The following is a 25,110-nucleotide window of genomic DNA, read 5'->3' as shown; positions in this document are numbered from 1 at the left end:
GTACAAGAAGGGAATTAAATTTTCGAGGTGCCCTAAAATGGAAAAGGGTGCCTTAGCACCCTTCTCACTTCTTAAACCAACCAATCTATAAAAAGTCTCTTTTAGTCTTTCATGAATTTCTTGATCAACTTGTGTTGGCCATTTTCCAATTCCAGCACATAATAACCAGCTTGCAGTGCATCCACATCCAGGGCTTCCCCTTCGGTGATGTTCGTATGGATCACTACCTGACCAAGTACATCATATACTTTTGCAACAATCGTACCAAAAACGGGCTGATCGAAGCGCAGATTTAAAGTATTTCTTGCAGGGTTCGGGAATAATTGCACATCCAGTGGACGCTGAGCATCTGTAAAGTTGCCAGCAACACTTGAGCCCAGTACGATCAGGGTATAATCTTCGGTTTCACCCCAGCTTCCGTTCGCACAACTGCTTGATTCGATGGCGTTGTACTTCATCTGGATACGAACCCGGTGTTCTCCGGTAGTAGCCGAATTAGGAACGGTAAATGATCCGCTTGCCGCACTTGTGGACGGACTCTTCGAAAATACTTTCTCCCCGCTATCGGCGAAATCGCCATCCGCATTCCAGTCGACCCAGATAACCCAGCCTTCATTGTAGGAGCTGTTCACATATCCTGGTGTCAGAATAAATTGGATGTTCTGACCAATGGATGCCGAAGTACTCTGATCGAGGTAGTTACCATAACCGCCATCTTTGTTACTGGTATTGTTGATGGAACCCAGGACTACCGACTGGATGTATTCGTAGGTTACGTTACCTTTTGAACTGCAGTAGCTGATAGCGCAAGGTGCACAGGATGAACCGCCACAGTCAATACCGGTCTCATCACCATTCTTGATACCATCATTACAGGTCGGTGTTGGCGTAGAACAGGGTACACAGTCAGGACCACCACAGTCAACACCGGTCTCCTGACCATTTTTGATTCCGTCATTACAAGTTGGGCAAGCAGCACAGTTAGGACCACCGCAATCGATGCCTGTTTCTCCATTGTTCTGGATGCCGTCGTTACAGGTTTCTACCGGTCCGGATGCACCCTGGATGTTTACACTGTAATCTTCAACCTCACCATAGCTCAGGTTTGCGCATGCATTGCTTGGGTAAGAAGAATACTGCATCGATATCCGCATACGTGTAGTGCCATTTTGTGCATTTGTCGGAATTGAAATTGTTCCGGACAGCGTGCTGTTTTTTACGCCTGAGAATACCAGTTCTCCGCTATCGTTCCAGTCACCATCATGGTTAAAATCGATCCAGACACGGAAGGCTTCGCTGTAAGAGGAACCGGTAAAGCCAGGTGTCAAACTAATGCTATAGGAACCACCCGCCGATACGGCGGCTACATCACTGGTGAAATCAGAGTATTTCGAGCTGCCAGAAGTATTGTTAATTCCAGCAAAGGTTACCTGCTTGATGTATTCGTAAGTGATATTGCCACCCTGGGCAGAACAGTAGCTTACCGGGCAAGTGGGACAATTTGGTCCTCCACAGTCAATGCCTGTCTCCTGACCATTCTTGATGCCGTCGTTGCAGGTAGGGCATACCGGGCAGGTAGGTCCGCCGCAGTCGATACCGGTCTCCTGACCATTCTTAATACCGTCATTACAGGTCGGTACCGTGGCACAAGGAGCGCAGGAGCCGCCGCAGTCAATGCCGGTCTCGTCGCCATTTTTAATGCCGTCATTACAGGTAGGACAAGCGCCACAGGAACCTCCACAGTCGATACCGGTCTCGTCACCATTTTTAATGCCGTCATTACAGGTTGGGCATGCACCACAGGAACCGCCACAATCGATGCCGGTCTCGTCACCATTTTTGATGCCGTCGTTGCAGGTAGGGCATACCGGACAGGTAGGTCCGCCGCAGTCGACACCAGTCTCCTGACCATTTTTGATGCCGTCATTACAAGTTGGCGTTGCAACCTGGCCGGCGGCTACATCTATATTGTAATCTTCTACTTCTCCATAGTCCACATTGGTACATGAGGTAGCCAGATAATTCGAATACCGCATCGATACGCGCATTCTGGTTACACCGTCTGTAGCAGTGGAAGGAACCGTTACGGATCCTGACATGGCTCCGGAACTCTTGGCAGTGAACACCTGCTCACCACTGTCGTTGAAGTCACCATCCTGGTTCCAGTCGATCCAGACTTTGCAGGCTTCCATGTAAGCATTACCAGTGAATCCTGGGGTTACTTTGATCTGGTAGGAATTGTTTGTAGTTACATCTATTGTGGGTGAAGTGACATAGTCGTATCCTTCGGCACCTGAATTAAAGGTGGTACCTCCAAATACAACCTGCTTGATGTATTCGTAGCCGGTATTTCCGGTTACTGCACAATAGGAAACCCCGGTCTGACAAGGAGGACATGAAGCACCGCCACAATCGATGCCGGTCTCATCTCCATTCTTGATACCATCGGAGCACGTTGGTCCGGAGGTAGTTCCACAGGCACTTAAACAGGATGCGTTGGCAACCCGGTTACGGATTAAATTGCCAGGCAGAGGTCCAAAACCATTGGAAAAAGAGATGCCAACATTGCTTTTTAGGTGACAATAACTCATAATCGTTCCACCACCTGCGGAAGGTGTGGGGCCAGCAGTACAACCATTAGCAGGTTCTACCGGGGCACAATTATCGATCGGGCCGCCCGGCCAGGAACAGGAATGGGTGTGTGGAGAACCCATTACGTGACCCGTTTCATGCGTTACTACATTGACACTCCAGGAGTAGGTAGGAAAAGAAGGTACGGCTGTTGTCGTATTGGATACTTCACTGTAGGCAAAACGATAATCTGTGGAGCCGTATACTCCGCAAAGCGCATCAACATAGGCGATTCCTCCTCCGCCAGAGCTTGGCAGAACCGAGATCAGATGGGCGATATCGCCATTAAAGTTGTTTTTCCTCAGGTTAACAAAGGCATCCAGCGCACCACTGGTATTGCCGGATGGATAAGGATCCGCTGATGTCCATCCAAAGATCTCTGAAATCTGGACATCAATGGATTCATTGGCATACAGGGTTTTCATGCCATTAAAAATGCCTGAAAAATAGCTCGTAGCGGCACTGACGCTTCCGTGTTTGTTGACAAATTGCTGGTCAAACTCAAAATAGATCTTTACGCAATTTCCCGCACGGGTTTCCAGGGGCACATTCAGCGCCAATTTTTGCATTTGCTGCAGGTAGTCGTTGTCCCACTCTGGTTCTTTGGTGTCACAATTAAAAGAAAGCGGGTCCTTTAACTGGGACTCCATATAGATAATATAATTGTCCGGATCCGTGCTGCTGTAACGGCCAAGAACGATGTTTCCTTCCTGGGTGGTTGACAGGATACCCATGACCTCTCCATCCACGATGCTGATGGAAGCCAATGAGTTCGGATCATCCTTGATAACTCCCCGGTAGTATTTTCCCTTGGTGTAAGGAACCGGGTGGCCATTGGATTCACTGGTAAAAACCTCAAATCCGTCCGCGTAAATTTGTTGTTCAACCAGTTCCAGTTGTAGAATGCGATTCTCAAAAGGAACCGAGAGATCAAGTTTGTCACCCGGAGCAGCCACTATTTTTTCTAATTGGGCAGGCTTGATCTTAAGGGTAGTCGCCTGGTAAACCATTTTACTGATCTCGCTCGATCTTTTACCCTGAGCATCAACACTGAACAGGTCAGTTGCAGATACTGCAGGTAACCCCTGACTGCGCTCTTTCTGTACTTCCCGATACAACCGGTTTTGCCCGAATCCGATGGTAATAAAGCTCAGAAATAGTAGCAATGTTTTCATACACTTCATTAGTCTCAATTTAACTTGACAAAAAAATAAAATAAAATTGCCTTCTCGAGGCAATGCCCGAAAAATGTTCATGGTTAAAGTGAGCATCTTTGGAAAAATCCAAAAATCAGTAGAGAAGAAAAAAGCGTCTCGAATAGAGTGTAAAAATAGGAGTCTAATCCAGATAAATGGAATTTACCTCCATTATTTACACACAATTCAAAACGAAGGGGACGATTTTTTAGTATTCAAATTCCATGCCAGTGGAGGATATACTTTCAATCTAAGTATCTTGTGTCACATGAAATTGGGGCCAACTTATCCAGCTAAAGTGCTGCTCATTGGAGAGTATACGGTGTTGCAGGGTGGGGCTGCAATAGGGCTTCCGATTGTAAATTATTTCTCGGAATGGGATAAGGGTACCATGGCAGAGGCCCGGCCACTGCTGGCATTCCATCGCTATTTGCAGACATGTTGCCCGGAGATCCTGGATCTCGAACGCTGGTACGATGACTTGCAATCCGGGTATTTTTTACGCTCTTCTATTCCCGCCAGAGCGGGATTAGGCAGTTCCGGTAATCTGGTTGCTGCAGTTTATGACCGTTTTGCTTATCATGTTGAAAAGGATCAACACCGCCTCCAATCGATCCTGGCGCAAATGGAGAACTTTTTTCATGGCACCTCATCCGGGTTTGATCCATTGATTATTTTACGTGCCAAGCCGCTGGTCAAAAAAGCCAGTGGGATCGAAGTATTAGACAACCTGATACTGCCTGATATGCACCCCTGGATCATGGACTCACAATCACCACGGACAGCTCAACCCATTAACGTATTTAACCAGAAGCTAGAACAAGCAGAATTTCTGGGCCATCTGGCTCACGGAACGTCCATCGCCGACCAGTTGATTTGGCATCTGATCGAGCAGGAACACCAGCAGGCGTGGCAGGAATTAACTGCCTTGAGCCTTTGGCAACTGCAGTATCTGGACTTTCTCATCCCGGAATCGATAAGACAGAAATGGCGGGAAGGACTTGAAGGACAGAGATTCCTGATCAAATTATGTGGCGCCGGTGGCGGAGGGATGTTCCAGGTTTGGACAAAGGATCCCGAATGGCCGCAGGGATTGTCGGGATGGCCTCATGAATTACTCCGGTATTCATTCTAAGCCAAGTTATTCACTGCGGTATTGGTAGTAGATCAGATCAGGATACTTTTCAGTATAAAAACGAAGTTCATTTTGTGAAATTCGACGACCGTCGACATAGGCTACCACGCTAGCATCTTCAAATCCCAGTTCGCGGATCTCCCGTTTTAATTGATTAGCCTTGAAGTAGGTATCCGCTCCAAGTATGGTGTAATCATACATCGATTGGCCTGCTAATTGTTCAATGGTGAAACCCGGATAGGCGTCCAGGCGGTGATCGTAATACGGACGGGTGGCTTGCTGCACCAGGATCTTGTATTGCAATCCGGTGGCGAATGCATCAAAGGTACGGTAGGCGGTATCCTGGAAATGGGCAACAACGACCGGTTGCTGATAGATAAAATGAACGATCTCTTCAGGACTGGTATGCAGCCGGAATTCAATCCTGCGGTTAAGCCGCTGTCCGCTGGGATTGGGTAATAAATTGATTTCATTCAGCGCAACCGGGAAAGTGGATCCGCAGCCTTCGAGGAAAATCCGGTTTTCGGCGATGCCCGCTTGGGTGAAATAGTCTTTGATCTTTTCACTGCGCTTTATCGAAAAGAATGGATTGTATTCTTTGGTTTGCTGATTGTCAGAATGTCCGATGATATCTATGGTCCAGGCCGGATGTTGCTTGAGCAAAGTAACCAGCGTTTGGAGGTATTTCAGATTTACAGGTGTGAGCAGAACATCATCTGTGCCATAAGCCAGATACGGGACCTCAACGGTCAGGGCTGGTTTACCTCCCGGACCCGTAAATGCCGAATCCGAAGGCATCAACTGGTGAAACCATGCTACCTGATCCTGAATCATAGCCAGCTGAGCTGCTACCACCTCCTTGAAGTAGAAGAAATAGAGATCCATGCCGCCAACCGACTCTTTTCGATCGGACGCAAACACACCGGTCTTTCCTTCCGGGCCAATGGAAAATTGAAGGTCATTGGCCGCAGAATTGACCGGTAATCCGAGATTCACAGGTGCACTCCATGAATCTTCCAGACGGGAATACAGCACATCAAAGCCACCTATTGTCAGGTCAGGCCGGTTAGAACTGAAATACAAGACCTGACCATCATTGGTCAGGAAGGGCGTGATCTCGTCGGCCGGTGAATTAATGGAAGGTCCCAGGTTAAATGGAACGGACCAGGTGCCGTGATCCTTGCGTGAAGCATACAGATCGTAACCACCGTATCCTCCGGAACGTTTGCTGGAAAACAGTATCAATGAATCGTGATAGATATAGAGGTAATCGTCATCCCTGTTCAATTGCAACGGTGATTTCCATACCCCGCGGTGGATCTGTTGTGCTTGACTGAAAGTGTCAACCAGGACGGTTCGTTGGGCAGGCATTTGCTGTAAATAGATGGCTTCCTGTCCCTGATTGGCAAAACCATAGAGTACTTCGTCAGCCACTGTGTTCAGGGTAGCGTTAAATTCAAAGGGGCTGGACCAGCTCCCATTTTGGATTTCAATGCTCATCATGTCATATCCCTTTCCTGTTTCAGGAAAGCGCTGGGAAGAAAAATAGATGCGGTCAGAATAGTTTGGACTAAAGCGGGGTGCTATTTCATTGTATTGGGTATTGATCTGGGCAGGAAATACCTCCAGATATCCTAATTGGTCCTGATATTGAATCCGGACGCCATTGCCACAGACCCTGATAAGCTCTTTGACCTGTTCTTTTCTCGGGTCGGAATCTTTGGCGACGCGCAGGAAAGCTTTGAATTGCTGTACGGCAGGTTCAAACCGTAATTGCTGGTGATAGGTCTCTCCCAGCCAATAATAGAGATCGGCATCCGGAGCTTTCGTGGACTGGTAGGCCTGCGTAAAGAAATCCTGGGCTGTTTTTAACTGGTTCAGGCCATAATAACAGATGCCTTGTTTTAAAGCCAGGGCATAGGCATCGCCCTCCATATAACGCAGCATATCCAATGCATCCCGGTATTGACCGGAGGCCAGGTATTGATCGACCTGTTGCCATTTGGATTGTTGTGCAAATCCGGATGGGATGAACACCAGCATCCAAAGAGCGAGCAGGATCATCATAAAAGCTCCCTGTTTCAAGGGAGAATGGGAATAGCCAGCAGGCTTACTCATCAGATAGTTCTTTGTGGATCAAATGCTTCCAGATAGTCGGCTATCCTGCGCAGGAATGAACCTCCCAGATACCCGTCCACGACACGGTGATCGTAGGATAGGGATAAAAACATCATCTGGCGAATTCCAATGGCATCGCCCTGGGGAGTCTCGATCACTGCGGGTTTTTTACGTATGGCACCAGTGGCCAGGATTGCTACCTGGGGTTGGTTAATGATTGGAGTGCCCATGACATTACCAAATGTACCCACGTTCGTTAGGGTGAAGGTGCCGCCCTGGATTTCTTCCGGTTTGAGTTGGTTGTTCCGGGCACGGTCAGCCAGTGAGTTGACGGTTTTAGTCAAGCCAACCAGATTCAGATAATCCGCATTTTTAATCACCGGAACAATCAGGTTCCCATTAGGCAGTGCAGTGGCCATACCCAGGTTGATGTCTTTCTTAACCAGGATATTGTATCCTTCGACGGAAGCATTGATCCGTGGGAAGTCACGGATAGCCTGGATAACGGCTTCCATAAACAAAGGCGTAAAGGTTATTTTCTCCTGGTATTTTTTCTCAAAAGTGTCTTTAACACGGTCTCTCCAACGAACCAATTCCGTGACGTCGGCTTCTACAAATGAGGTGACATGTGCCGAGGTTTGTTTGCTCATGATCATATGATCGGCGATCAACCGGCGCATACGATCCATTTCGATGATCTCAACCTGTCCGTCAACTGCCGATGATTTGAAGGTTACAGGCTCACGGGGTGTTTCGCGGACAGGCTCCGGCACAGGTGGTGTATTGGAAGTACTTTCTGGTATGGCGGTCGTCACCGGTGCAGCGCTGGGCATATCCTGTGGTAGGTGCCCGCGCTGTGCGATGTAGTTCATCACGTCGTCCTTGGTTACTCTTCCGCCGGCGCCGCTGCCCGGGATAGCTTCCAGCTCTTGGCGGCTGATATTTTCCTGCGAAGCAATGTTGCGTACCAGCGGAGAATAGAATCGCTCCGTCTGACTGGGTCTTAGTTGTGATTCCAGGACTGGTGCCGGTGCCGTACTGTTGGACACGGATTGATGCACCGGATGGGCACCATTGGTCGGTTTTTCTTTTTCGGGAGCCAGTGCTGGTGAAGGCTTGGCAGGCGCTTCGCCTACCGGGGCTATGGTGGCTATCACCTTTCCCACTTCGACCACATCATTTTCATTGAACAGGATATTCTGAATGGTTCCGGCTACCGGAGAGGGTATTTCAGAGTCTACTTTGTCTGTGGCAATTTCCAAAATGGTCTCATCAAGCTCAACCTGATCACCAGGTTTTTTCAACCAGCGCAGGATGGTTGCCTCCATGATGCTTTCTCCCATTTTGGGCATGATCAGATCAACTGTTGGCATAGGACCAAGTTTTTACAAAATTAGCGAATTATAGACCCAATAAAAACTTTCGGAGCAGATTGAGGCTATAATAAGCGGCATACTCAATATTTAATAACCGGCTCTTTGTGAACAATATTTTCCTGGCATGCTGGCTTTTGGCATCTCCATAAGCAATCCAGATGGTGCCCACCGGTTTTTCCGGAGTTCCTCCATCCGGTCCGGCAATACCACTGATCGCAATACCCACATCGATGCCAGGCTGGGCAAGGATACCCTGCAACATTTCGAGGACGGTCTCACGGCTCACAGCACCGTGGTTTAGCAGTGTTTCCGGAGATACATTTAATAATGCTTCTTTGAAGGTATTGGAATAACTGACTATTCCGCCATTATAAAAAGCTGATGATCCGGGTATACCAGTGATCAGGTGACTTATATATCCGCCGGTGCAGCTCTCAGCCAGGCCCAGCGCTTTGTTCTGCATAAGCAACAACTGTCCCAATACTTCAGGAAGCGTTTCACCCTCGTATCCATAGACGTATTTTTTCACCAGCTGTTCCATTTCTGCCTTTAATTGTTCAAAACGGACATTTGGCAGATCGGCATCGCGGCAGGTTAACCTTAAGCGTACCCGACCGAGGTCCGGCAGGTAAGCAATCGAACAGCTCTCTGGCAATTGCTCTTCCCATTCATGAAGCAGGGAGGACAGGACAGTTTCTCCGGTACCAGCCGTCATCAGGGTGAAATTACGCAGAGAGGAAGGCCAGCGGGTCTTAAGCCTTGGGATAACCCGGTCGGTCCACAGATGCTTCATTTCATAAGGCACCCCCGGAAGGCTGATCAGTACTTTCTGATCATCCAGTTCCCACCACATCCCTGGCGCAGTTCCCAAATCATTTTCGAGGAGTTCTACCTGTTCCGGAAAGAAACACTGCTGGCGGTGCTCTTCCGTAAAGGGAATCTTTCGCGGAGCAAACAGGCTTTTTATCCTTTCTTCTGTAGCCTGGTGATAAAATAAGTCTACACCCAGAAAAGCAGCGATGGATTTTTTGGTCACATCATCCTTGGTGGGACCGAGCCCACCGGTCGTCACGATGACGTCAGCGGTTGGTTTGACCTGGTTGAGCATGGTAACAATGGCATCCAGATCGTCTGCAATGCTGTAAATGCCCCGGACCTGGTAGCCCTGGGCGCGACAGGACTGAGCAAGAAAATAGGTGTTGGTGTCCAGGGTTTGACCATTGAGGATCTCATCCCCGATACTGATGAGATAGCAATTCATTGGATTAGCCATTCTATTTCTTTAAAGCCAAAATGATGGACTGAATTATTGTAAACGATCTGCAGGCGACCATGTTCATCGATTCCAGTCACCTGACCACGGATGATTTGCCCGTCCGGGAGACGGAACGACCGGCTTTGATGGAGTCCCAGCAAGCAGTTCAAGTATGCTTCATCCAACCGCTCCAATTCACCGGCTTCCAGCACCGATAGCCAACGATTGAGGTTGGACAACAATTCCCGCATGACAGCTTCCAGGTCATGGTGCTCTCCGGTAAGCTCTTTTACCGAGGTGGCCCGGATCAGATTTCCAAATTGTTGCTGATTGATGTTGATCCCGATTCCAACGACAGCACTAAGGACAGCTGTCCCGCTGATGCTGGTCTGGATAAGTATTCCGGCTAATTTTCTCTCATGATACCAGATGTCATTCGGCCATTTAATGACCAAACCCTCCGGAAGTAAGGGTTTTAAGGTGTCCAGGACAGCTAGTGAGACCCATTTGCTGAGGTAAAATGTCTGCACCGGCAGTAGGGTAAATTCGGGAAAATAGATGACCGAACAGGCGATATTGAGTCCACCTTCATCCTGCCACGTGTTATTGGCCTGGCCGCGTCCCGCCGTTTGATGCCCGGCACGGATGACCGATCCCGACTTCACCTGTCGCTCTTTGGCCCAGGACAAAGCCAGATCCTGCGTGGAGGGCAGGGTTTCAAAGTAATGGATCTCCTGACCGATCAATGGATAAAAGTGACGAGACTCCGACAAAAATGGTAATTTTGTATTCGAACATAAATCTAGCATTCAATTTGAAAAGAAAAAGTGCAACCGCTCAACAGCAAGAGAGAACCGAAAGTCTACACCCTCTGATCATTGACAGCATACAATCCGTAAAAGGAAAAAAGATCCTCAAACTGGATCTCCGACAATTAGATGATGCCCAGGTTGACTTTTTCATTATATGTTCCGGAGACTCCACCACCCAGGTTAGAGCCATCTCCGATCGTATTGAAAAAAGGCTTAGAGAAGAAGCTGGCGAGCGGCCCTTGCATGTCGAGGGAACACGGGAAGGCCACTGGATCTTGCTGGATTACTTCAATACCATTGTTCATGTTTTTCATCCTGAAACCAGGTCCTATTACGACTTAGAATCTTTGTGGAGTGATGCTAAGTTTGAGCAATTTGAAACTTTGTAGATAAAAAACCGTTATTTTTCGAAAATCAGCAACGAATAATGGAGAATCCCGTTAATTATCGTAGCTCAAAATATAGTGCCTAGTACGCATGGAAGAAAATAATCAAGATAATAATAAGCGGAAAGACAACCGGTTCAATTTCAACACGTATTGGCTTTACGGAATCATCATCGTAATCTTATTGATTCTGAATTTGATCGGATTTTCCGGCAATAACGAAACCAAATACAATACCCAGGATCTTCACCGTATGATCGAGGCCGGTGATGTAGAGCGTATCGTGGTCATCAATGAACGATTGGCCAATGTGTACCTCAAGCGGAGTAAAATGGACAAATACCCGGATCTGAAAGACCGCTTCAGTACCATCAAAGGTCCACAGTTTACGATCGAAACAGGTCCCATCGAGTTATTTGCCAAAAGCATCGAAGACCTGAATGCCAAAGGAGGTTCCGAAGACCGCGTGCCGATTGAATACGAGACCAAGCAAGACTGGCTAACCCCGGTATTGGGATGGATCATACCCATCTTTTTGATCGTCATGATCTGGCTGTTCATCATGCGCCGGGTCAGTGGCGGCGGCGGAGGAGCCGGGGGCCAGATCTTTAACATCGGCAAATCCAAAGCGACCATCTTTGATAAGAACACCAAGGTAAACGTCACCTTTGAAGATGTTGCCGGGCTGGATGAAGCGAAGGAAGAGGTGATGGAAGTGGTAGATTTTCTAAAAAACCCAAAGAAATACACGGCACTGGGTGGCAAGATCCCTAAGGGAGTATTGCTGGTAGGCCCTCCCGGAACGGGTAAGACCCTGCTTGCCAAAGCAGTAGCCGGAGAAGCCGGAGTGCCCTTCTTCTCACTATCCGGTTCTGACTTCGTAGAGATGTTTGTAGGTGTGGGGGCTTCCAGGGTGCGTGACCTGTTTAAACAGGCCCGGGAGAAGGCACCCTGTATCGTATTCATCGATGAGATCGATGCGATAGGCCGGGCGCGTGGGCGCAACACATTCCAGGGTGGCAATGATGAACGTGAAAACACGCTCAATCAGCTGCTGGTGGAAATGGACGGTTTCAGCACCGACAAGGGGGTTATTCTGATGGCCGCTACCAACCGGCCGGATGTTTTGGACAATGCTTTATTGCGTCCAGGACGTTTTGACCGTCAGATCGCCATCGACCTGCCAGACCTCAAGGGTCGCGAGGCCATTTTTAAGGTACACCTGAAAAACATCAAAATATCCAATGATGTAGATCCCTACATCCTTTCGGAAATGACACCCGGTTTCGCCGGAGCAGATATCATGAACGTGTGTAATGAAGCCGCACTGATTGCCGCCAGAAGGAATAAGAATGCCGTTGATCTGGATGACTTCAATGCTGCTCTGGACCGCGTCATTGGTGGTTTGGAAAAGAAGAACAAACTGATCTCTCCGGAAGAAAAGGAGATCATCGCCTATCACGAAGCCGGACACGCTGTTTGTGGATGGTTTTTGGAACATGCCTCCCCTCTGGTAAAGGTGACCATTGTTCCGCGTGGTGTCGGCACACTTGGTTATGCCCAATACCTGCCAAAAGAGGAATACATCGTGCGTACTGAGCAACTGCTGGACCGCATGTGTATGACATTCGGAGGGCGGGCTGCCGAGAAAGTGGTCTTTGGAAAGATCTCAACCGGTGCCCAGAGTGACCTGGACCAGGTTACCAAAATGGCTTACAGCATGGTATCGGTCTATGGTATGGATGAGGAGGTCGGTAATGTATCTTTTTATAGCCTTGCGCAGGATCAGTTTCAGAAGCCATACTCTGACGATACGGCGAAATTGATTGACGAGCAGGTACGCGAGCTGGTGCAGTCTCAATACCGTCGCGCAATTGCTTTGTTGACCGATAAAAGGGACGAGCTGGAAAAACTGGCCCGCACGCTGCTTGAGAGGGAAGTCATCCTGAAAAGCGATGTGGAAAAAATGATCGGCCCGCGTCCTTATGAAGAGAAAAAGCCCTACGAAGGCCACGCTGAAGAAACGGCACACGGCGGCAAAGCCGAAGAAGAGGTTACTGCGGGCTAAGTTCCCTGAGCTATTGTAACGGCAGAGACCTTCACTTTCGGACAGGTGAGGAGTAGTTTGGCACATGCCTCTATGGTGGCTCCAGTGGTCATCACATCATCAACCAATAAGAGGTGTTTCCCGGCAAGATCTTCCTGATTTTGGAGTCTGAATGCAGCGTTTAGCGCTTGTAGCCGGTCTAAACGTTTGCGCTTGGTCTGGGTACCGGTCCAGCGACGGCGGACAAGATGTTTCTCACTTACGGGAGCATTCAGTTGCGAAGAGAGACGCTGTGCAATGATTTCAGATTGATTGTATCCGCGGATGAGTCTTCTGCGCCAATGAAGAGGCACCGGGATAATGAAATCGACCGGTGGCAGGAATTCACACTCCTTAAGTCGCTGACCCAGCCAGTCACCGGTGAGTTGCCCCAGATCTTTACGACCGTGGTATTTCAGGCGCTGAATGATCTGCTGACCGATTCCATTTTTCTCATAATACATCAGGGCCATGCCAAAGGTCAGAGGTATCCTTCCGGCAAAATGATCGGTAAATTCATTATCCGGGAATTTTTCCTGGTTGGTAAATGGCATACGGTATAAACAATGAACACAGAAAGGATGTAATTGGGCTGCAGTACGCGCACCACATCCGATGCATACCGGCGGATAAAGCAGGTGGAGAATTGATTCCTTAAGTATGCGTAACCACAACATGTGCGGGTAGTTTGGATGAGTTATTCGACGGTCACTTCATCGAGGTAGATCCACGATCCACCGGATTTTTTACATACGTTTGGATTGATCATGCGAATGTACAGGTAGCGGGCGGTGGTATTAAATACCGATGTGCTGTATTCCTTCCGGCCTGTTCCCGGGGTACTTGTTACCGGAGCAAGTTTCTTAAATCCCTGGTAGTCCCATCCGTTATTCGATACCTCCAGGCGTACTTCCTGAGGAGCTTTGGCACAGATATCTTCATTCTGGAGAAAGCCGATACGTACCTTTTTGATCTTCACCGGCTTCCCAAAATCGATAACCAGTTCGGCATCCTTGGTTTTAAACCCGACCCATTGGGGATCATCTTCAGTATCTCCCGAGGCGGTGATTCCATCGGTAATCAGCGCCAGGCCATCGCCCTGGGCTACCCGGTCAGGAGGGCTGTCCCATTGGACCTGAGAGAAAAACTGATCTTCCCGGATATTAAATGTTGCTGTTTCACTGGGCCATATTCCGGGAGCGAAAGCTTTTACCGCCAGCTTACCGCCATCCCGGACGATGAATGGTCTCTTGTATGGTTTCGACTGGGTTGTAGGTTCAGTACCATCAAGGGTATAAAAAAGCTGTCCGCGCTCATCGGCGCAGGTAAGCGTAACCCGTGAAGGTCCGTTATCACGGTCACGGGTGACCTGGATGGTTGGTTTGGGGAGGTAGCCCTGAACGTTCTCAATCTTAAGTACATAAATGCCTTCCTTATTGAGAACCTGGGGCTGAATGATCGGAACGTTGACCAGGAATACGGAGTCTCTTTGTGAAAAAGACAATTCCTGCCCGGTTTCCAGTAAGGTAACCCGGGTGGAATCGGTTGGCACGACCTGGTTCAGGTCCCAATAATTTTTCGGCCATTCAGGTGTAATGGCGTAAAGCGTATTCCCTTTGGTCGTAAAGAAGAAAGCTTTCCTGCGAAAGCGGTCATTTTCCGGAAAGCACTCTTTTAAAATGTAGTCACTGCTCAGATAGCGTTGATCGGATTGGGGAGCTGGCGAGCCTGGTGTCCATTGTGCTGTCCTGCGCCAGGGACGCGTCCCGTAAATGGATTCACCGTTCAGGTTGAGCCAGGAACCCAGGCCACTGAGACGGTCCTGCATGATTACCGGAATTTTTCCATCAGCACGCGGACCAATGTCCAATAACAGATTGCCGCCTTTGGATACGATGTCGGCTAATAGCAAGATCAAATTTTGCGTGGTGGCATAATCTTCGAGATCTTCATTGCTGTTGTAACCGAATGAAATCCCGATACCGCGGCATTCTTCCCAGGGATGGTCGGAATGCATGCCGGATTCGTATTCGGAGGTATAATAACCTCCATGATGCTGCCGGGTCCCTTTCCCCCAGCGGTCGTTGACAACAACCCGGTCCTTCACCGGTGATTCGTTGTACAACCAGGCCAGCATGTCAGGAGTTTTCCAGGTTTCGGCACTCTGTTCCCAGTCCCCATCACCCCACAGGATATCCGGTTCATAGCGGGTGACCAGATCCTTGATCTGGGGCATCATGTGTTCATCAACGTATTTGGACAAATTTCCGGCTTTATACCAGGGGTGAAACCATTCATACAATGAATAATAGATGCCGAACTTCAGATCACTTTTGCGGGTGGCATCCCTTAAAGCTCCCAGCAGGTCCCGTTGGGCACCTACTTCCTGGCTGTTCCAGGGAAATCCCCGGTCATCGGCCTGGTCACTTGGCCACAGGGTGTATCCGTCATGATGTTTCGATGTTACCACCAGATACCGGGCACCGGCTTTTTCAAAGAGTTTGACCCAGTCTTCGGGATTGTAATTCTCTGCTTTGAACTGGGCTGCCAGGTCATAATACGTTTTGTTTCCGTATTTCTGCCGGTGGTATTTATAGATCTCATCTCCCTGGTACTGGCCATTACCATAAAGGGTTTTGGTCTCCAGCCAGTATTGATACCATTCGGCATACACGCCCTTAGGCGCCCAGGCGGGTACGGAATAAGTTCCCCAATGGATGAAAATGCCCAGTTTGGCATCCTCAAACCAGGATGGTACGGGTCGTTGATCCAGGGATGACCATTCCGGCGTGTACGGGGTTTGGGCAGTCAGAAAGGAGGTCAAAAAAAAGCCTGTTAAAAGAAGGCTGTATGAAAATTTCATAGATATCACTTCCGTGCAAAATTATCAATTACTTGAGGAGATAAACAATTCATCTTTAATATGTCTTCTCCGGTGTTACGCATTGCATAACCTAAACAACGGGATTTACCTTGCTGATTGTGTGCTCTACCGGGAGTTGAGATGGCCTTTAATCAAACAAATGTTTACTTTTGTGAGCTAATATCCTGTATGATTTATGAATTTGATCGATGAAGTAAACGCATTGATTCAGGAAGCTGGTGAAGCCGAAATCATGGATGCGGAAGCACTGGAAGAATACCGTAAGCGTTTTCTTGGGACTAAAAACATCCTTAAGGGCTACTTCGCCAAGATGAAAGATGTGGAACCGGAAAGCCGTAAAGCATTCGGTCAATTATTGAACGAAGTAAAAAATCAGGCCGAATCCCGGTATTCCGAAGTACAAACACTGATACGGCAGGCTACGCGTGTCCAGCATCAGCTTGACCTTACTGCGCCGGCGACACCGATGGCTGCAGGTGCGCGTCACCCGATCTCATTGATCCTGAACCGCATTGTAGACATCTTTGCCAGGATCGGGTTTATCGTGGTGGAGGACCGTGAGATCGAGGACGACTGGCATAATTTCACAGCCATGAACACGCCCGACGATCATCCGGCGCGGGATATGCAGGATACCTTTTACCTTAAAGACAGCAGCACCTATCTTTTACGTACGCACACATCGTCCGTTCAGGCCAGGGTTATGACACAGCGCAAACCTCCGATCCGGATTATAGCCCCGGGACGGGTATATCGCAATGAAACCATCTCTGCCCGGTCTCATTGCCAGTTTCACCAGGTTGAAGGGCTTTACGTTGATAAAGGTGTTTCATTCCGGGACATGAAACAGACATTATACTATTTTGCCCGGGAGCTCTATGGTCCGGAAACGCGAATCCGTCTGAGGCCTTCTTACTTCCCTTTTACCGAGCCCAGCGCAGAAATGGATGTCTATTGGGGCTTAAAAGATGAGACCGATTACCGCATCACCAAAGGTACCGGGTGGCTGGAGATATTGGGTTGTGGTATGGTGGACCCGGCCGTGCTGGAAAATTGTGGTATCGATCCCAATGTTTATTCGGGCTTTGCATTCGGTATGGGTATCGAAAGACAGGGCATGCAGAAGTACCGGATCAATGATATCCGCCAATATTTTGAAAATGACATGCGCTTCCTGGCGCATTTTGGTTCAGCATTCTAATTATGAAGGTCAGTTTGCCGAAAGGCACCCGCGATTTCCTTCCGGCTCAGGCCCGGAAAAGGAAATATCTATTTTCCCAGATTGAACAGGTCTTCCAGTGCTTTGGATATGTGCCCATCGAGACACCGGTACTGGAAAACTTATCCACCCTGATGGGCAAGTACGGTGAGGAGGGTGACAATCTGTTGTTTAAGGTTTTGAACAACGGAGATTTCCTCGCTAAGGCCGATGAGAAGGCCTTATCCGGGCGGGACTCCGGGCGGTTATTACCCGATATTGCCAAGCGGGGTTTGCGCTATGATCTGACGGTGCCCTTTGCCCGTTTTGTGGTCATGCATCAGCACGAATTGTATTTTCCGTTCAAGCGGTACCAGATCCAGCCGGTATGGCGTGCCGATCGCCCTCAGCGAGGCCGCTATCAGGAATTTTATCAGTGTGATGTCGACGTGGTTGGTTCAGAATCCCTGATGTATGAAGCCGAGTTGATCCAGATATATGATACCGTATTTCACAATTTGGGGATCCCGGTGGAGATCCGGGTGAACAACCGTAAGATCCTGGCTGGGATCGCAGAAGCTGCCGGAGTACCGGATAAGCTCACTGAGATGACCGTCGCCATCGATAAATTAGACAAGATCGGAGCCAATGGAGTCCTGGAAGAAATGGTACGCAAAGGTATCCCGGAGGGTAATGCTTTACAGATATTGAACACCATCCAACTGGAATGGAATGATCTGGCAGACGTGTTGAAAGGTACCGTTTCGGGGGTCAAAGGAGTAGCGGAACTGGCAGAAGTGTGGAGTTATCTGGATGGAATTGCTCTGCATAACCGACTGACAAAAGATTTCCGGCTTGCCCGGGGCCTGAACTATTACACGGGGTGCATTTTTGAGATTGCCCTGGATACCGATCAGGTCCAGATGGGAAGTTTAGGCGGCGGTGGCCGCTATGCCGAGCTTACCGGCGTCTTTGGATTGGATAATATGCCAGGTGTGGGCATCAGTTTTGGCGCAGAACGTATCTATGATGTCTTGGACGAACTTCAATTGTGGCCGAAAGACCTGGACCGGCAGCTGGATATATTGGTTTTAGCTATGGATGAGGCCTGTCACCAGGCAGCATTTAAGTTGGTGAGCGATCTGCGGTCTGCCCAGCTGCGGGCTGACCTTTATCCACAACCAGACAAGTTTAAAAAGCAGATGAAATATGCCGATGCGCTCGGTGTTCATTGGGTAGCCATCATTGGGCCGGAAGAGCTTCAGGCCCGGGAAGTGATGCTTAAGAATATGATTACCGGTGATCAGAACCGTATCTCCATCGGTGATGTGGTTAATAAAATTCAATAGCGCATGGAGCTTTTATCCATTCAGGATACACAGAAAGCTTTCCAAAATGGAACCATCAGATGTACCGATCAGGTTCAATCCTGTCTGCAAAGGATCGAGGCTACGAGTCAATATAATCTGTACATTGAAATTGCATCCGATGCGGCTCTGAAGCGGGCGGCGGAGCTGGATGAGAGACGCCGGAACGGGCAGTCATGTGGACGGTTGGCTGGCGTTGTCTTCAGTATTAAGGATGTCCTGTGCTGGCAAGGCCATGCCACCACGGCATCGTCAAAGATCCTGCAGGGATTCAAGGCACCTTATACTGCTACCGTGGTGCAGCGACTGCTGGATGAGGATGCGATTCTGATCGGGCGGGTACATTGTGATGAATTTGCCATGGGCAGCAGCAACGAAAATTCGTGTTATGGTCCGGCGTTAAATCCCATCGATTCTGACTACGTACCAGGAGGGTCCTCCGGAGCATCTGCCAGTGCAGTGGCTTTGCAGACGTGTCATTTCTCGATCGGATCAGATACAGGTGGTTCTGTAAGGCAGCCGGCAGCATTTTGCGGAGTGCATGGATTTAAGCCTACCTATGGCAGACATTCCCGTTTTGGATTGATTGCCTATGCCTCTTCATTCGATCAGGTCGGATACCTGGTCCGGCACGTGGCTGATTTGCCTCTGCTTTTTGAGATCAGTGCCGGGAAGGATGATCATGACGCCACCTCAGTGGATGTGCCTTTTCATTGGGACCCGGACAGTGGAGGTGCGGCAAAAAAGATAGCCTACCTGGAAGTGCCTCCGGGAATGATGGACCCGGAAGTGGAGCTTGCTTACAACCAGCTTATTGACTCCATGAAAGAGTCGGGTATGGATCTGCAAAGCTGGTCTTTGTCCCTGGAGTCCTTTCTCGTCCCTACCTACTATATTCTTACGACAGCCGAAGCTTCCTCGAATCTGAGCCGGTATGATGGCATACGTTATGGTATGAGCGCTCCGGGAAATGATGTAGAAGCGATCCTTTCCAATACCCGGACCCGGGGTTTTGGCAAAGAAGTCAAGCGCAGGCTGATGATGGGTACCTATGTGTTAAGCTCCGGCTACTACGAAGCTTACTACCGCAAAGCACAGAAGGTGAGAGGGATGATCATCCGGGAGATGGAGTCCTTATTTAAGGAATCTGAAGCTCTGATTCTTCCGGTCTCTCCGGTATTGCCCTGGCGTGTGGGCGCCAAGCTGGATGACCCGGTGGCGGTGTACTACGCAGATATTTTCACAGTACTGGCGAACCTTACCGGGCAGCCCGGAATAAGCCTTGCTTTACAAGGTTCAGCGGGAGCCTTTCCCCGGGCGATTCAGATAATTGGTCCAAGATTTGCAGATGATATGCTGTTTAAAACTGGACTGAAGATTACACAATTGTTTTGAAGGCAAAACGTTAAATGTGATATTTATTTGAATTAATGGAATGGCAGGCGTACCTTTGCTGTTCGTTTCAAATAATATTACACTTTTGTGTAATATGAAGATTCTGATTGTTAATGCGCTTAAATTGTAGCATTAAACAGGATGAATCGGTTTATTTTGTTTTTGAATCCTATGAATATGAAAGTATTTTCAAAATACTTGATATCCCTAATCTTTGTCTTTATCCTGGGATTGACGGACCTGATGGCGGCTATCCCATACAATAATGAAGCGGAACTGGATCGCGAACTGATCCAGACCCGACTGGAATCGATCCAAACCCTGGTCGATGCCGATAAAGCTGATATGATCCTGCCCTTTCTCCAGCAATACCTGCTTAAATACCCTGCTTATACACAAATGTTGATCGGACGGCGGGTGCTGTATTTTCCCATTTTTGAGAAAGAACTGGCTGCAAATGACCTCCCTCTGGACCTCAAATACATGACCATCATTGAGTCTTCGCTGCGACCGGATGCCCGTTCACGGGCAGGCGCGATCGGGCTGTGGCAATTCATGCCCGGCACCGCAAAACTCAACGGGTTAAAGATCAACCAGCTGGTTGATGAACGCAAAGATCCGATCCGCTCTACGGAAGCTGCAGCAAAACAAATCAAACACCTGTTCGACTATTATCAGGACTGGCAATTGGTTCTGGCGGCCTATAATTGTGGTCCCGGAAACGTAAACAAAGCGATCAAGCGCGCTAACAGCGTCAATTACTGGGATATCCGTCCCTATTTGCCTCAAGAGACCCAGGACTATGTTCCCAAGTTTCTGGCCGCTACGTATCTGTTTAAATTCTATTCACTGCACGAACTGATGCCTCAGTTTCCGGATCTCGATTTACAGATTACCGGAACAGTCAATGTCCATGATCAACTGACTTTTAGTCAGCTGAAAGACTGGACCAATCTGGACATCAACGTCATCCGCACATTGAATCCGGGTTTTCGTAAAGACCTGATTCCCGCCAATTACGATGGGTATCAGATTATTTTGCCTAAACGGGTCATTCCCCTGGTTGATGACAAGTTAGGTGGTACCGACAAGGCGGAGAAGTCCGAAGAAAGCAGCTTTTACAAAGAAAGCAATTACAAGGAAGTAGAGTTTCAGGCCTTAAAGGGTGATGACCTCACCGATATTGCTTCTCACTTTGAGATCAATGATTACAACATCCGCTACTGGAACGAGCTACCTACCAACACCATTGAAAAAGACCAGACACTGATCATATACATTCTGCAACATCCGGAACAGGAGGTGAGGTTACCTTACCGCATCAACCGGACAATAGCAGTTATGAGTGTCATTCCGACACGGGATCTCAGTGTTAATGCATCGCTGACAAATAACCTGGTTCACGCCATCAATCAATCACAGACTGCCGTCGTAATACCTGCAGTCTCCAAAGACGTATTCCGCACGAAATATGTGGTTCAAAAAGGGGAATCCCTACTGCAGATCATCCAGCGTTTCCCACAGCTTTCACTTGCCAAATTGATGGAAATCAATCATTTGACATCCTTTGATCAGGTTCAGCCGGGAAGTGCTCTGCTGATCGAATAGTTTTCAGGCTTTCAGATCTTAATTACCTTTTTTAGTATCATCGAGCTTACGCTTGACGGACTCGATTTTTTGACGCTGTGATTCGATTTCAGCCTGTTTTGCCTCCTGCTCCTTCACGTTTTGACGGATATCCTCTTCTGCCTTGGCAATTTTTGCTTTCGCAGCTTCGATATCCTTGTAGTAACCTTCATTGCGTGACTGCAGTTGTTTCAGGTCTTTTTCCAGCTTGGACAAGGAATCCTCTTCATTACCCAGTTCGGTGTTGATCTTTTCGACTTCAGCTTCGTGCGCGAAAGAAGACATCAGTCCTTCAAGCGCCTGAAAAGATTCCGGATTGGAAGATGGATTGATGAATCCGGTACCTCCATCCACCCAGGTAGAGACCGTTACGTACTTGCCCGTAGATTCAATCGTGGTATACAGGTCTATGGGCGTAGAAGGGCTAATTGCAGAGATATTGGCATTATCCGCCATCCATTCTTTCGATTTGCGGTCTTTCTTGATGGATTTGGTGTATTGCTTCATAAAATTGCGCCACCATTGTTCCACCTGTTTTTCATCAACATCGTAAATGTCAATGGATGCAGCGACCTGTACCCCTTTGCTCATTACTTTATCGGTGGACATGACATCCTGACCACGAAGGATAAAGGTTCCTGCGAGCAGTATCAGCGAGAAGATCATTTTAGTTTTCATCTGGAGATTCGTTTATTCAAAGTAATTAATGCGTTCAGCTTTGTAAAAGTTCTTGATTTTTGGACGGCGAACCGTAAATTTCGTCACGTCCCCAAGTAAGTTAATCAATCCCGGTCACATCTTGAATTTCCAATCCTGACCTTGGTCGATAAATCCGGACAAGTCATAGAAAATGTGCAAATCGCAAACGGTTACCTTGTATTTTCAGCTTGTTCACAAATTCGACAGGCATGAATATCCTTGAGTTACAGGGAGTAAGCAAATCATTTGGAGACTTTCGCGCAGTCAATAAAGTTGACTTGCAGATTCCTAAAGGAATAATTTTCGGCTTGCTTGGCCCAAACGGGGCTGGTAAAACGACCATGATCCGTATGATAACCGGGATTACCGGCCCGGATGAAGGCCGCATCCTGATTGACGGGAACCCCATTCACGAAGATCACATCCGGGACATAGGCTATATGCCGGAAGAACGCGGCCTGTATAAAAAAATGAAGGTCGGGGACCAGCTTATTTACCTCGCCAGGCTGAAAGGGATGTCCCGGAAAGAAGCCAAAGACCGCATCAAAAGCTGGATGGAACGCTTTCAGATCTCAGACTGGTGGGATAAGAAGATTGAGGAGTTATCGAAAGGAATGCAGCAAAAAGTGCAGTTCATTGCTACGGTATTGCACGATCCCAAATTGCTGATCCTTGATGAGCCCTTTTCAGGGCTGGACCCCATTAACACCAACCTGATCAAGGATGAAATTCACCGGATGAATGCGGCCGGGACGTCGGTCATCTTTTCAACCCACCGGATGGAGCAGGTCGAAGAGATCTGTGAGCAAATCACCCTGGTGAACAAGGGAAGGTTGATCCTGACCGGCTCCATGAAGGACTTAAAGGACCAGTTCAAGAAAAACATATACAAAGTGGTTTTTGACGGCACGATGCCTGGTGTCGTTCCGGCTAAATACGAGATCCTTGACGAACAGCGGGACTGGATCAAAGTAAAATTACAACCGGAGCAGGATTCCAATGCCCTATTGTCCCAATTCATGCAGGCAGGATGCCAGATCCGGCTATTCCAGGAAGTTCTTCCCACACTAAATGAAATTTTTATCGAACAGGTAGGCGAGGCCAATCGGCAATCGGTACAATAAATTTTTGATCCATGAATTTTCAAAAGATCGGGCTCATCATACGCCGGGAGTATGTCACACGGGTTATGAAGAAATCCTTTATTTTAATGACCTTGCTGACCCCCGTGTTATTCCTGCTTTTCATCGTGGTGGCTTCACTCATCTTTGCTTATGAAGGTGACGAGCAGAAAATAATCGCTGTGGTCGACGAGTCGGAATTGCTGAACAAAGCCATTCCGGACGCTAAAAATATCTATTTCAAATTTCCGGATGAATCCCTTGATCAGCTTAAGGCGGAAGTGCAGGATGGTAAATACGATGGAGTATTGGTATTGCCACCCATCCAGGTATCGAATAAGGAATATGTGCCGCAATATTTTTCCGATAAACGTTTGCCATTGACCCTGGATGAGACTGTGAAAGACATCGTGAAGGGTAAGGTCAGGGACTTCAAACTCAAAGCAATGGGTATTACCGCCGAAGAGATGGACCGGCTGGATACCAGAATCCAGATTAAACCTCAGTCGATCACCGATAACGGAGAAAACACCAGTGCCTACAGCAATATTATCGGAGCAGCGTTGGGTTATATCATGACCATCCTGATGTTTATGATCACCATAGTTTACGGGTCATTTGTGATGCGCGGTGTTTTTGAAGAAAAGGTCAACCGGATCAATGAGTTGATTATTTCTTCGGTCAAACCAATGGAACTGATGCTTGGCAAGATCATCGGAATCGGTGGTGTCGGGCTTACCCAATTTGGTATCTGGGCTATATTGATGCCGATCGTGGTCATGATCGGACAACTTCTGGTGCCCGGAGCGGTGCAGAATCCCCCACAGATGAATCCGGAAATGATGAACCAGATCTCTGAATTCGACTTTGGAATGGTCATCAATGAAATCTCAAACCAAAACTGGCTGCTGATCCTGCCCACGCTGATCCTTTATTTTATCGGCGGCTATCTGTTGTATGCTTCCCTTTTCGCTGCCATTGGCTCGGCACTCGGCGATGACATGAATGAAGGCCAGTCACTGACCCTTCCGGTCATGCTGCCGGTGATCTTATCTTTTTACATCGCTATGAGTATCCTGCGTTCTCCGGATAGCAGCCTGGCTTTCTGGACCTCCCTGATTCCTTTCTTTTCGCCGATCGTCATGCCCGCCAGGCTGGCATTCAATCCTCCGGTCTGGCAGATTGGACTTTCCCTGATCCTGTTGTTTTTGGGTGTACTGGCCAGTATCTGGGTAGCAGCACGTATCTACCGGGTAGGTATCCTGATGTATGGGAAAAAGGCCAATTTTAAAGAGTTGTGGAAGTGGATCAGCTATCGTGGCTAGGATAAGTTGATAATTTTAACTCTTATTTATATTTAGATTAAATCTAATTAACTATTTTTGACTTAGTGAAAAACCTAAGTATTATGTTTGTTGCCATCAATTACATCACTTGTCAGGAAGAATACAAACCCAGATTTGAATCGCTTTTTTTGACCAGGGCACATGCGATTGACCGGATGCCGGGATTTTTAAACATGCAGGTGCTTAAACCCGTGGACCAAACTGCCGATTACCTGATTGTTAGCCATTGGGAGAGTGAAGAGTCCTTCAAAGACTGGACAGGCTCGGCAGAATTCAGGGAAGGGCATCAACGGGGTTTTAAGGATTTGGATGAAGCCAGAGCAGCCGGCAAAGAACCTCCCATGAAAAGCTCTTTCCAGACGTATCAAGTACTTACCGTATGACCGGAAAGCACAATTATAAAACCTGGTTGAAGCGTTTTGGTGTGGCCGGGTTTTTATTTTTTCTCATCAAAGGCCTGGTGTGGCTGGCGATATTTT

The 25,110-nt window shown here is 48.2% G+C and carries 18 protein-coding genes; 10 read left to right on the top strand and 8 right to left on the bottom strand.

Annotated features, from left to right (window positions below):
• Positions 1-101: 101 nt before the first annotated feature.
• Positions 102-3,806: a T9SS type A sorting domain-containing protein gene (locus H6570_19795; protein ID MCB9321533.1), complete on the bottom strand. Its 3,705-nt coding sequence runs from the start codon at positions 3,804-3,806 to the stop codon at positions 102-104.
• 289 nt (positions 3,807-4,095) lie between these two features.
• On the opposite strand from H6570_19795, the gene H6570_19790 reads away from it, so the two are divergent.
• The gene (locus H6570_19790) at positions 4,096-4,962 is read left to right on the top strand and encodes a hypothetical protein (GenBank protein MCB9321532.1); all 867 of its coding nucleotides are present in this window, start codon (positions 4,096-4,098) and stop codon (positions 4,960-4,962) included.
• 6 nt (positions 4,963-4,968) lie between these two features.
• Here H6570_19790 and H6570_19785 read toward each other — a convergent pair whose 3' ends face one another.
• Genes H6570_19785 through H6570_19770 form a run of 4 tightly spaced genes read right to left on the bottom strand, consistent with a single transcriptional unit; the run spans position 4,969 to position 10,484 of the window.
• Entirely contained in the window at positions 4,969-7,080 is a 2,112-nt protein-coding gene (locus tag H6570_19785; GenBank protein ID MCB9321531.1) for a PD40 domain-containing protein, read from the bottom strand.
• Positions 7,080-8,453, bottom strand: a complete 1,374-nt coding sequence (locus H6570_19780) for a 2-oxo acid dehydrogenase subunit E2 (protein MCB9321530.1) — start codon at positions 8,451-8,453, stop codon at positions 7,080-7,082. Before H6570_19780 ends, H6570_19785 begins: the two co-directional genes overlap by 1 nt.
• A gap of 28 nt (positions 8,454-8,481) precedes the next feature.
• Positions 8,482-9,717, bottom strand: coding sequence for a CinA family nicotinamide mononucleotide deamidase-related protein (locus tag H6570_19775; GenBank protein ID MCB9321529.1), 1,236 nt, complete (start codon positions 9,715-9,717; stop codon positions 8,482-8,484).
• On the bottom strand, positions 9,714-10,484 hold the full coding sequence (locus H6570_19770) for a biotin--[acetyl-CoA-carboxylase] ligase (GenBank protein ID MCB9321528.1): 771 nt from the start codon (positions 10,482-10,484) through the stop codon (positions 9,714-9,716). The genes H6570_19775 and H6570_19770 overlap by 4 nt, the downstream gene beginning before the upstream one ends.
• Positions 10,485-10,486: 2 nt before the next feature.
• Between H6570_19770 and rsfS the strand changes: the two genes are divergently transcribed.
• Both rsfS and H6570_19760 read left to right on the top strand, forming a co-directional pair.
• Positions 10,487-10,912: a ribosome silencing factor gene (rsfS, locus tag H6570_19765; protein MCB9321527.1), complete on the top strand. Its 426-nt coding sequence runs from the start codon at positions 10,487-10,489 to the stop codon at positions 10,910-10,912.
• 88 nt (positions 10,913-11,000) lie between these two features.
• Positions 11,001-12,977, top strand: coding sequence for an ATP-dependent zinc metalloprotease FtsH (locus H6570_19760; protein MCB9321526.1), 1,977 nt, complete (start codon positions 11,001-11,003; stop codon positions 12,975-12,977).
• On the opposite strand, the gene H6570_19755 is transcribed toward H6570_19760, so the two are convergent.
• Positions 12,974-13,672 (bottom strand): ComF family protein, encoded by a 699-nt coding sequence (locus tag H6570_19755; protein MCB9321525.1) that lies wholly within the window; start codon positions 13,670-13,672, stop codon positions 12,974-12,976. The genes H6570_19760 and H6570_19755 overlap by 4 nt on opposite strands.
• A 20-nt stretch (positions 13,673-13,692) precedes the next feature.
• Positions 13,693-15,858: an alpha-L-fucosidase gene (locus H6570_19750; protein MCB9321524.1), complete on the bottom strand. Its 2,166-nt coding sequence runs from the start codon at positions 15,856-15,858 to the stop codon at positions 13,693-13,695.
• Positions 15,859-16,054: 196 nt separating this feature from the next.
• Here H6570_19750 and pheS point away from each other — a divergent pair, with 196 nt between their 5' ends.
• The 4 genes from pheS (at position 16,055) to H6570_19730 (ending at position 21,447) form a co-directional block, all read left to right on the top strand.
• The gene (pheS, locus tag H6570_19745) at positions 16,055-17,080 is read left to right on the top strand and encodes a phenylalanine--tRNA ligase subunit alpha (protein MCB9321523.1); all 1,026 of its coding nucleotides are present in this window, start codon (positions 16,055-16,057) and stop codon (positions 17,078-17,080) included.
• 2 nt (positions 17,081-17,082) lie between these two features.
• A complete protein-coding gene (locus H6570_19740) occupies positions 17,083-18,426 on the top strand; it encodes a histidine--tRNA ligase (protein MCB9321522.1) in 1,344 nt (447 codons plus the stop codon).
• A 3-nt stretch (positions 18,427-18,429) separates the two neighbouring features.
• A complete protein-coding gene (gene gatA / locus H6570_19735; GenBank protein ID MCB9321521.1) occupies positions 18,430-19,839 on the top strand; it encodes an Asp-tRNA(Asn)/Glu-tRNA(Gln) amidotransferase subunit GatA in 1,410 nt (469 codons plus the stop codon).
• Positions 19,840-20,016: 177 nt separating this feature from the next.
• On the top strand, positions 20,017-21,447 hold the full coding sequence (locus H6570_19730) for a transglycosylase SLT domain-containing protein (GenBank protein ID MCB9321520.1): 1,431 nt from the start codon (positions 20,017-20,019) through the stop codon (positions 21,445-21,447).
• An 18-nt stretch (positions 21,448-21,465) separates the two neighbouring features.
• Here the strand turns inward: H6570_19730 and H6570_19725 are convergent, their stop codons facing one another.
• Positions 21,466-22,143 carry a hypothetical protein gene (locus tag H6570_19725; GenBank protein ID MCB9321519.1) on the bottom strand — a complete coding sequence of 226 codons (678 nt, stop codon included), beginning with the start codon at positions 22,141-22,143 and terminating at the stop codon, positions 21,466-21,468.
• 230 nt (positions 22,144-22,373) lie between these two features.
• Here H6570_19725 and H6570_19720 point away from each other — a divergent pair, with 230 nt between their 5' ends.
• From H6570_19720 to H6570_19710, 3 genes are all read left to right on the top strand, one after another.
• Entirely contained in the window at positions 22,374-23,288 is a 915-nt protein-coding gene (locus H6570_19720) for an ATP-binding cassette domain-containing protein (protein ID MCB9321518.1), read from the top strand.
• Between the two features lie 11 nt (positions 23,289-23,299).
• Positions 23,300-24,610 carry an ABC transporter permease gene (locus tag H6570_19715; GenBank protein MCB9321517.1) on the top strand — a complete coding sequence of 437 codons (1,311 nt, stop codon included), beginning with the start codon at positions 23,300-23,302 and terminating at the stop codon, positions 24,608-24,610.
• Between the two features lie 83 nt (positions 24,611-24,693).
• Complete coding sequence (locus H6570_19710) at positions 24,694-25,014, top strand: antibiotic biosynthesis monooxygenase (GenBank protein ID MCB9321516.1); 321 nt, start codon at positions 24,694-24,696, stop codon at positions 25,012-25,014.
• The last annotated feature ends 96 nt before the right edge of the window (positions 25,015-25,110 follow it).

The organism is Lewinellaceae bacterium (assembly GCA_020636135.1).
Classification (GTDB): Bacteria; Bacteroidota; Bacteroidia; order Chitinophagales; family Saprospiraceae; genus JAGQXC01.
This window is presented reverse-complemented; position numbering and strand designations above follow the sequence as displayed.

Bases quoted from the DNA above. Each gene is read 5' to 3' on its own strand.
- H6570_19795 (MCB9321533.1), bottom strand. From the start codon at position 3,806: ATGAAAACATTGCTACTATTTCTGAGCTTTATTACCATCGGATTCGGG.
- H6570_19710 (MCB9321516.1), top strand. From the start codon at position 24,694: ATGTTTGTTGCCATCAATTACATCACTTGTCAGGAAGAATACAAACCC.
- H6570_19740 (MCB9321522.1), top strand. From the start codon at position 17,083: ATGAAGGTCAGTTTGCCGAAAGGCACCCGCGATTTCCTTCCGGCTCAG.
- H6570_19775 (MCB9321529.1), bottom strand. From the start codon at position 9,717: ATGAATTGCTATCTCATCAGTATCGGGGATGAGATCCTCAATGGTCAA.
- H6570_19780 (MCB9321530.1), bottom strand. From the start codon at position 8,453: ATGCCAACAGTTGATCTGATCATGCCCAAAATGGGAGAAAGCATCATG.
- rsfS (MCB9321527.1), top strand. From the start codon at position 10,487: ATGGTAATTTTGTATTCGAACATAAATCTAGCATTCAATTTGAAAAGA.
- H6570_19715 (MCB9321517.1), top strand. From the start codon at position 23,300: ATGAATTTTCAAAAGATCGGGCTCATCATACGCCGGGAGTATGTCACA.
- H6570_19725 (MCB9321519.1), bottom strand. From the start codon at position 22,143: ATGAAAACTAAAATGATCTTCTCGCTGATACTGCTCGCAGGAACCTTT.
- H6570_19790 (MCB9321532.1), top strand. From the start codon at position 4,096: ATGAAATTGGGGCCAACTTATCCAGCTAAAGTGCTGCTCATTGGAGAG.
- H6570_19755 (MCB9321525.1), bottom strand. From the start codon at position 13,672: ATGTTGTGGTTACGCATACTTAAGGAATCAATTCTCCACCTGCTTTAT.
- H6570_19785 (MCB9321531.1), bottom strand. From the start codon at position 7,080: ATGAGTAAGCCTGCTGGCTATTCCCATTCTCCCTTGAAACAGGGAGCT.
- gatA (MCB9321521.1), top strand. From the start codon at position 18,430: ATGGAGCTTTTATCCATTCAGGATACACAGAAAGCTTTCCAAAATGGA.
- pheS (MCB9321523.1), top strand. From the start codon at position 16,055: ATGAATTTGATCGATGAAGTAAACGCATTGATTCAGGAAGCTGGTGAA.
- H6570_19720 (MCB9321518.1), top strand. From the start codon at position 22,374: ATGAATATCCTTGAGTTACAGGGAGTAAGCAAATCATTTGGAGACTTT.
- H6570_19760 (MCB9321526.1), top strand. From the start codon at position 11,001: ATGGAAGAAAATAATCAAGATAATAATAAGCGGAAAGACAACCGGTTC.
- H6570_19730 (MCB9321520.1), top strand. From the start codon at position 20,017: ATGAAAGTATTTTCAAAATACTTGATATCCCTAATCTTTGTCTTTATC.
- H6570_19750 (MCB9321524.1), bottom strand. From the start codon at position 15,858: ATGAAATTTTCATACAGCCTTCTTTTAACAGGCTTTTTTTTGACCTCC.